Consider the following 7,061-nt stretch of genomic DNA (forward strand, 5'->3'; position numbering starts at 1 on the left):
ACCTGTGACTTGAATGTTTGGGAGCGCGCATTGGATAAAATATGCGACATTAACTTCCTCGGTAACCATAGGTCGTCATCACAAACCGTTTTCAAGCAACGTGTAAGGTGTTCTACAGGAGCATCTTGATAGATTATGCCCTTTATATTAAACATGTTGAATAGTTGCATTACGGTAATACTCTGTCCGGTAATATCAGAGGGAACGTCATAGATTACCCATTTGTTGGACTCTACTTTTGATAAGGTGATGTAAACATCTTTGATGTCAGCTAAGAGTAAGTAACTAATGAGAATGACATCAAACGTCTTGCGATGATTCGAACGTTCAATGCCTGAAATACATTCGCGACTAAAACAAAAGTCACTGTATTTCTCTATTTCTCGTTGAATAAACTGGTTATTTATACCGTTATCGCCAATTAGGAGCATGTGCTTTAAATTATTTTTACTGTTATGCATACTTTACTCCGAAACTGACAAATCGTGTTGTGATTATATGATACTGGGTTTTATATAATTGCGTTGCATATCTCAGGATTTATATAATTACATATTTAAGGCTGCTGTGAAAGGAGGGGTTCTATAGAAATTTGTAATGTATCGTCATATATTCCTCCCGGTTTGTTCTCTGTTTCCCCAATTACAAAACTCAAAGGAATAGGTTGACCGATCGTAGCCGAAATACGCTGAATTTTTGCATCAAGTTGACCGAGGTTTACTCTATCGTTATCTAGGGAAAGTTCGTATGGAATATCCCATTTTGTCTCATCAGATTCATGACGTAGCATCCCTTGATGGGATGATTCCAATACGATGGTATACGCTGTATTACTTTGCACCCATAGGTTCGGTGCAGAACGAATAATCTTGTTTGAATATAATGTTCCTAGATCAAGGTCATAATGCTGTTGAGTTAACCCATAAAAGTGAACTTTTGCAGCTGGTGGCACGGTAACAGATACTGGGAGTGAGCTAGGGCTAATCTCTATTTGTTGGTTGTCTGAGGTATAAGAGGGCGACACTTCTAAAAGCCCCCGGTAGGTTCCTGACGCTAGCCACTGTTTGCTTGGGAAACGCATTTGTATGGTTGTCGAAGGTTGACTGTCGGTTAATGATACATGCCACTGATTGGCGATTGGCACACCCACTTGTCCACTCCACTCGAAGTTGAGTTTGTCTTGGTTTACCCCTTTTAACGTCCGACTAGTATCATTAAGTTGTAGAACCAAACTCAATTTACAGTCTTCGCCAATTATATTCGCATCGATCCTGTAAGTATTAATTGTTGCGTAATTACCAGTGTTGAAAACGTCGTATTGAGACTGGGATGAGACGGGTTGAATCGTCAATGCACTAGCTTCACATGCTAATACAGAGGATACAGAATTTATGGCGATGAGGAACCATCCTCCCCACCGAAGTTGTTTAATCCACATACACATCTCCTAGTCTGATCAAGTTGTCACTGCGCTCGCTGAGAGTAATGACGGCTGACTCTTGTCCTTTAGTGTCAAGAATCAGTTGATATTTCCCTGGCTTTAACCCAGATATCGCAAATATGCCACTCCGATTGGTAAAGAAGTCAATCGGTAACTGTTTAGCTTCACCAAGGTAATGTGCTACACCAGCGACAAGTGAAATTGGATTGTTATTTTGACGGTCGTATAGCTTACCAATCACGGTTAAGACAGCATCGGAACCAATTTGTAGTTGGAAGCCCCGCTTGTAATCAGGCTTAACCCAAAAAGCACCATCCCCCAAATCATATCCCGGTGGTAAGTTATCGACCTCATAACCGATGACTTGGCTATTATAAGCAACAAGATCAGGGACCATGGCACTGGCATCTCCGTTAAGGTAAACGCGTGCGTACTCTCCATCTTTTGTTGGGTCTAATGCCACGTCATTCTCTGCGAGGCTTTCGTGCTTGCTGACAATAGCGAATGCTTCTCGGACTGGTCTGCCGATCGTTACCGATGAACCTGCAAACGCAAGTGCACTGCTGATGGTCACGTCGGTACTGTGGTTTCTTGTGTCACCACTAATGTCGTCAAGTCGCGAGGCATGGGTGGCACTCAATTCGTAACGGTTTGCTGTATAGTTAATACCAGCGTCCATATCGGCGTCCGTTTCTTCATTCGTAATGACACTCGCAAAGCCTGATATCCCTCCGGTGTTACCTATATTATTCTGATAGCTGTAATCTAAGGCGGCTTCTCTTAGCTCTGTACTGTAACGACCGACGACACGAGTTTGTCGGCTAAGAGGCCAACTTATGGTGAGCGTAGTGCTGATGTCATCGTCTTTACTGGCGTGATCTTGATAGCTAACACGGGCACTCCAAGTCGCGTGAGTATCAAACAGTCCGTCCGATAAACTCGGGCTAATTAGCCAATAGTCGTTCTCTTTGTCTATTCCTAAACGGTAATTGACTGTCATGGCGGCACGTAATGATCGACTTAGATAAATCGAACCGAATGCAGAAGCATAATGAGTGGTTAAGTTGATGTCTTTATCGGAGGCGCCAAACCCAGCAACACCAGTAAAATTGTTGCTCAGATACTCATAACTAACACTCAGTTGTGGAGCCAGTGTATTCTTACTGGAAAATTCCGCATCGAATGCAAATTTGTAAGCATCGCCATTTCCTAATACAGGATGTTCGCTACGTGAAGCATTGAGTTCAGTGACTCCCCATCTAGAAGCGATGAGTGCGGTAGTACCATATTGGTATAAATCTTCACGGGTTTGAAAGTTGGTACCTAACGTTAACCAAGGGTTAATCCCCACATCAATATAACCATGGAAAATACGCTCATCGGTTAGGTATTCTAGTTGTCCATTTTGGAGTTCAGAGGGTGCTCCGTACATAATGCTATATTCAAACTCACCGCTATTGAGCAAGTCGTTACCCGTCGCAATAGAAAACTCGATACGCTCTTCGTTTCCAGAACGATCGGTAATGACGAGTACAATATCGTTACTACCTTGCGCAAGAGGTATATCACTCAGGTTGTAGCTACCAGCGCCTAAAGTTAGTCGTTGGACTGCAATCCCATCTATATAGACATCGACATTCGAGGCTCTTTGAAGTGTGAATGATTGATTGGCTCGTGGTCGTGCATTTCTGGTTGGAATCAGTGTGAAATCTCGAGTTAAGCCAATACCAAGTATATCGGTACTGTCCTGAAAAGATTGGCCACTGTTGTACATATCGCCGAGCACAAGTCGTGTACCTTGCTGTGCAAAGTCAATATTAAGACGAGTTCCTTCTCTCACATATTGTGACTTTTTCGATGAACCATTTTCTAAATAGGATTCATATTCAAAATTGAAAAAACCAATGTTAAGTGCAGAGTCGAATTGACTGCGATAAAGATCTTGCCTTGACGATTTTTGATCGACATATTGGCTCTCATTGGCGGAAAGGGCGACGTTAACGTATCCGCTTAACAGACTTGGCTCAGCATAGTTATAAAAATCATCTGCGCCGTTCATCGAGAGTTGTTGGGTTAAGCTAAATTCTGGCGGAACCGTCACGATACATTCCAACGAAGAAAAGTCGAAATTTAGTCCCAGCCCTACGCTCATAAAGTGGTGCTGCGACAGCATCTCATCGTCTGTCGTCTCATGGAGCTTACCAATACCTTCTTGAGTGACGACAGACGAAAGGAGAGACAGCGTACTTTCCTTTGGCAAAAGAATTTGGTTGTTTGCGGTAATGATAATATCCGCTTCACCAAGAATGGTGTCACTTATCCTTAGTAAAGAGGTAAGTTGAATGTCGCGTCCTGTCGGGTTCAATACCATATCCTGGCCCCAAGTTACAGGGCTTAAGGCGGCACAATAAAACAGTACTAATCCCAAGACATAGAAAACTTGCCACATCTTGTGAGAGGTTTCAGTTTTCATATCCATGATAAGTGCCTACTGGTAAGTAATTTAAAGAAGAAGGCAAAGTAATAGTCGAGCGTGGTGGAATAAACTGTTCACCTAAAGCCTCATGTACCTTTTGGTTCTGAGATTCGAGCCCCTTAAAATGAAGTAACGATGTATAGGTAAATCGCGACCCTGAATTAGTGAGTGTTAGTTTTCCTTGTTCATCTATATGTAAGTTCACGTCAGGCTCTAGCGAGGATGAGTGAATGTGCAACAACGCATTGTAGTGAACTTGCAAATTGATACCGGTTGTTAAACTGGTAGGACTGTCCATTTTTTCGTTGTTTTGACCAATATTTAAGGTACTGAAACGAACAAAGTAACTTTGGGAAGTTTCGAGTTGGCGGTTTCCCAACCATTGTATACGGAATACTTGACGTTCACCGGGTGCCAACATAGCGGCAGGTGGAAACACAAACATCACCTCACTCGATAGATCTATTGTTTGGAACGTACCATCAGGTAAGAATTTCAAACGACGAACGTTAGCTTCAAGTGGGAGATCCCGCGTTGAGTTGTTAGTCACAACCAGTTGCGATGTTGCCCTGTGATCGGTATTGAGTTCAATGACGGTTGGAAACAGTGTTATGCCAAGCGCTTGTCCACACAGAAAACAAGAAATGAACCCACCAAAAATATAACGTCTCATTGCTACTGATCCTGCTCGATTTCAATCGATAGCGTCTCTACATTGTAATTTTCAAGTGGCTGCATTTCGAAAAAACGAGTGGAATAGGGAAGAACTAAAGTTCCTGGAATACGTTTGGCGATTTCTACGCCTTTTAAATAGGTTGATTTTTTGCCGTCAGAAATTTTCCATGTCGTATTGGTTAACCGACCATAACTATTACCGCTGTTCAGTACTTCAAGGACCCATTTGTTATTCTTGTTATTTGGTTCGATACTTTTAATTTCTAGTTGAGAGGCAGTGTTCTGAGGTCGCACGTTGATAAGCGTATTAAACTGAAGTAACAGACTCACTTGCCCTTGGTTGCTACTTGCTCTTTGAACTTTCACTTGCTTAACAGCAATACGAAAAGCTTTTGACTCTGTAATGGACGGATCGCCTAAATATCGGACCATAATAGATTGCGAACGTCCAGGCTCTATAATTGCAGTTACTGGAATCACTAATAGCTCGTCATCTGCAGGCGTCGTGGTCTCTTTTCCGTATTCATCCATAGTCATAAATACTGGAGACAGTTCGACTGTGAGTGGTTCGGTAGACGAATTCTCAACCCTCATTGTCATTTGAGCTCTTTTACCAAGTGGCGTCATCTCCATAGACATCGGCTCTACTTTGAACGCATGAGCTGACAAACAAGTGAGTGACAATAATAAGAGAACAGTCCATTTATGCATGATCCATTTATACATCGCGATGAGCTCCAAATTAAACTAGAGTCGTAATACAACTGAGGTTAAGTTTTAATACAACAAAGGCTTAGATGAAGTCGGAGGCCAAATAATAGCCCCCGACTTATTCAACCTCTAATTTGAGGTGATATTTACGGTTAACGTATCTGAATAACCACCTGCCCATGGGGAGGTTTCTGTTGTCACAATATCAATGGACGCGGCAACACCAGTCGCCAATACTCCTGAACCACCATAAGAGTTACTGATTGAAACGTCATTTAGGCCTGGGCCTCCTGGCGCATTAAGCGTGAAAGGAGCTAAGCCTGAAGGGTTAAATGTTGCTTCGTATGTAAGAGCGTAGTCTTCGCTATCATCGGACTCTAGACCACCCTCAGCACTCGTCAGTGTTACAGTTGCACCATCGACGTCATTACACTTCATGTTAAGGCCACTAACAGAAAGGTTTTGAATTTGAGATACATTACCAAAGTCCATCAGTTGTGTTGAAAGACCAGTAACTTCACATACAGGTGAAACAAAACCAACTAGCTGGACATCACCAGGAGCGGCTTGAACTTGAGCACCAAAAATAGCTGTGACTGTTGCTGCGTAGAGTGTTAGCTTTTTCATTAGAAATTCCTTTATCTTAAATGATTGGCTCGAATACTGCTGAGCGTATGTTGTTCTGCAGATACATTGCAGAGCTTTTACTTGGTCACGCTATGAATCGAAGGGTAAACTTCGATCTCAATAACGTCTTGATAATAACCCGCGAAACGCAAGCTATTTTCGAGTGCTACCCTAAGGCTCCCCTGTTGAGAGAAAGGAATAACACCAGAACTGTTTATCATTACTGGTGAAGTAAGTTGGCTGCTGTGCCTACTTTCATAAAGCCGAAGCTCGTCTATTTGTAATGACAGATTATAAGTTTCAATAATATCAACCCCTTGGTGCTGATATTTTAAGCCTCCATATTTTGAATTAATCGTTATACCCAACGGACGGTTACAATACATATTAAAAGGCAATAGTTGCACATCATGGTGTTCCGTAAACTTCATGACATTGCCAGAAAAGAAATTTATTTCGCATCGATCTTTGATCTGGCCATTAATTCCTAACGTTAAGGTGTTAGCACTGGTGTAGAATGAAAGTGACAGACTAAAAATTAACGTTGAGACGATGAATTTGTGAATAAATACGAATGCTCTAATCATCATTTCACCTCTCATTGATTGATTGAATGTAACCTGTTGCTTAACTTTCAAAACTATAAGTGCTTTAAAAAATGGTGAAGTAGTAAAAAAAGTTTATTATTTAGACGAAGTATGAGTTTTAGTATGAGTTTAAGGTAAGGTATAAATAGTACATTTTTAGATAATAATTTTGTTTTCAATTAGATAGGCAGTTTTTGACCCACAGTTAAATTCACGAGTGGATTTTTATTAATTGATAAAATTAGAACTATGGTCTACGGCGTTATTTTTGGTTAATTTTTCGATGGATTATTCTTCCAGGAATATTTTATTTTTAGTTTTATTCACTGGTTTATAATTTGAATGTGACGATTTTTAATTGTAATAGTGAAAAGTGGCTATCTATATTAGTTGGTAATTTCTATTTAAATTAGCCTCTTACGATGTTTTTTTAGAATTGGTGTGTTTTATTCTTAAATACCGTACGCATGGCAAATAAAAATTAAATTATTACGATTAAATTATTTGATTTTATCGTGCATGAAAAATTTAATCTCACAAATGA

At 40.9% G+C, this 7,061-nt stretch carries 7 protein-coding genes; all 7 read right to left on the reverse strand.

Going from position 1 to position 7,061, the window contains the following annotated elements; genetic code table 11:
• Nucleotides 1-461: DNA-binding response regulator (locus tag AB4653_RS07515; protein ID WP_372103724.1), on the reverse strand; the 461-nt coding region annotated here is incomplete at its 3' end.
• 95 nt (nt 462-556) lie between these two features.
• Complete coding sequence (locus AB4653_RS07520; protein WP_009845437.1) at nt 557-1,438, reverse strand: hypothetical protein; 882 nt, start codon at nt 1,436-1,438, stop codon at nt 557-559.
• Nucleotides 1,428-3,920 (reverse strand): fimbria/pilus outer membrane usher protein, encoded by a 2,493-nt coding sequence (locus AB4653_RS07525; RefSeq protein WP_170962718.1) that lies wholly within the window; start codon nt 3,918-3,920, stop codon nt 1,428-1,430. Before AB4653_RS07525 ends, AB4653_RS07520 begins: the two co-directional genes overlap by 11 nt.
• Nucleotides 3,904-4,590, reverse strand: coding sequence for a molecular chaperone (locus AB4653_RS07530; RefSeq protein ID WP_012600554.1), 687 nt, complete (start codon nt 4,588-4,590; stop codon nt 3,904-3,906). Before AB4653_RS07530 ends, AB4653_RS07525 begins: the two co-directional genes overlap by 17 nt.
• Nucleotides 4,591-4,592: 2 nt before the next feature.
• On the reverse strand, nt 4,593-5,318 hold the full coding sequence (locus tag AB4653_RS07535; protein WP_102258342.1) for a molecular chaperone: 726 nt from the start codon (nt 5,316-5,318) through the stop codon (nt 4,593-4,595).
• A gap of 114 nt (nt 5,319-5,432) precedes the next feature.
• Nucleotides 5,433-5,930, reverse strand: a complete 498-nt coding sequence (locus AB4653_RS07540) for a hypothetical protein (protein ID WP_009845433.1) — start codon at nt 5,928-5,930, stop codon at nt 5,433-5,435.
• Between the two features lie 77 nt (nt 5,931-6,007).
• A complete protein-coding gene (locus AB4653_RS07545; RefSeq protein ID WP_170962721.1) occupies nt 6,008-6,532 on the reverse strand; it encodes a hypothetical protein in 525 nt (174 codons plus the stop codon).
• Nucleotides 6,533-7,061: the final 529 nt, after the last annotated feature.

The organism is Vibrio sp. 10N.222.48.A3 (assembly GCF_041475345.1).
Taxonomy (GTDB): domain Bacteria; phylum Pseudomonadota; class Gammaproteobacteria; order Enterobacterales; family Vibrionaceae; genus Vibrio; species Vibrio tasmaniensis_A.

What these genes read in the sequence shown, in the direction of transcription:
- AB4653_RS07530 (WP_012600554.1), bottom strand. Translation starts at nt 4,590, where the DNA reads ATGAGACGTTATATTTTTGGTGGGTTCATTTCTTGTTTTCTGTGTGGA.
- AB4653_RS07545 (WP_170962721.1), bottom strand. Translation starts at nt 6,532, where the DNA reads ATGAGAGGTGAAATGATGATTAGAGCATTCGTATTTATTCACAAATTC.
- AB4653_RS07520 (WP_009845437.1), bottom strand. Translation starts at nt 1,438, where the DNA reads ATGTGGATTAAACAACTTCGGTGGGGAGGATGGTTCCTCATCGCCATA.
- AB4653_RS07540 (WP_009845433.1), bottom strand. Translation starts at nt 5,930, where the DNA reads ATGAAAAAGCTAACACTCTACGCAGCAACAGTCACAGCTATTTTTGGT.
- AB4653_RS07535 (WP_102258342.1), bottom strand. Translation starts at nt 5,318, where the DNA reads ATGTATAAATGGATCATGCATAAATGGACTGTTCTCTTATTATTGTCA.
- AB4653_RS07525 (WP_170962718.1), bottom strand. Translation starts at nt 3,920, where the DNA reads ATGGATATGAAAACTGAAACCTCTCACAAGATGTGGCAAGTTTTCTAT.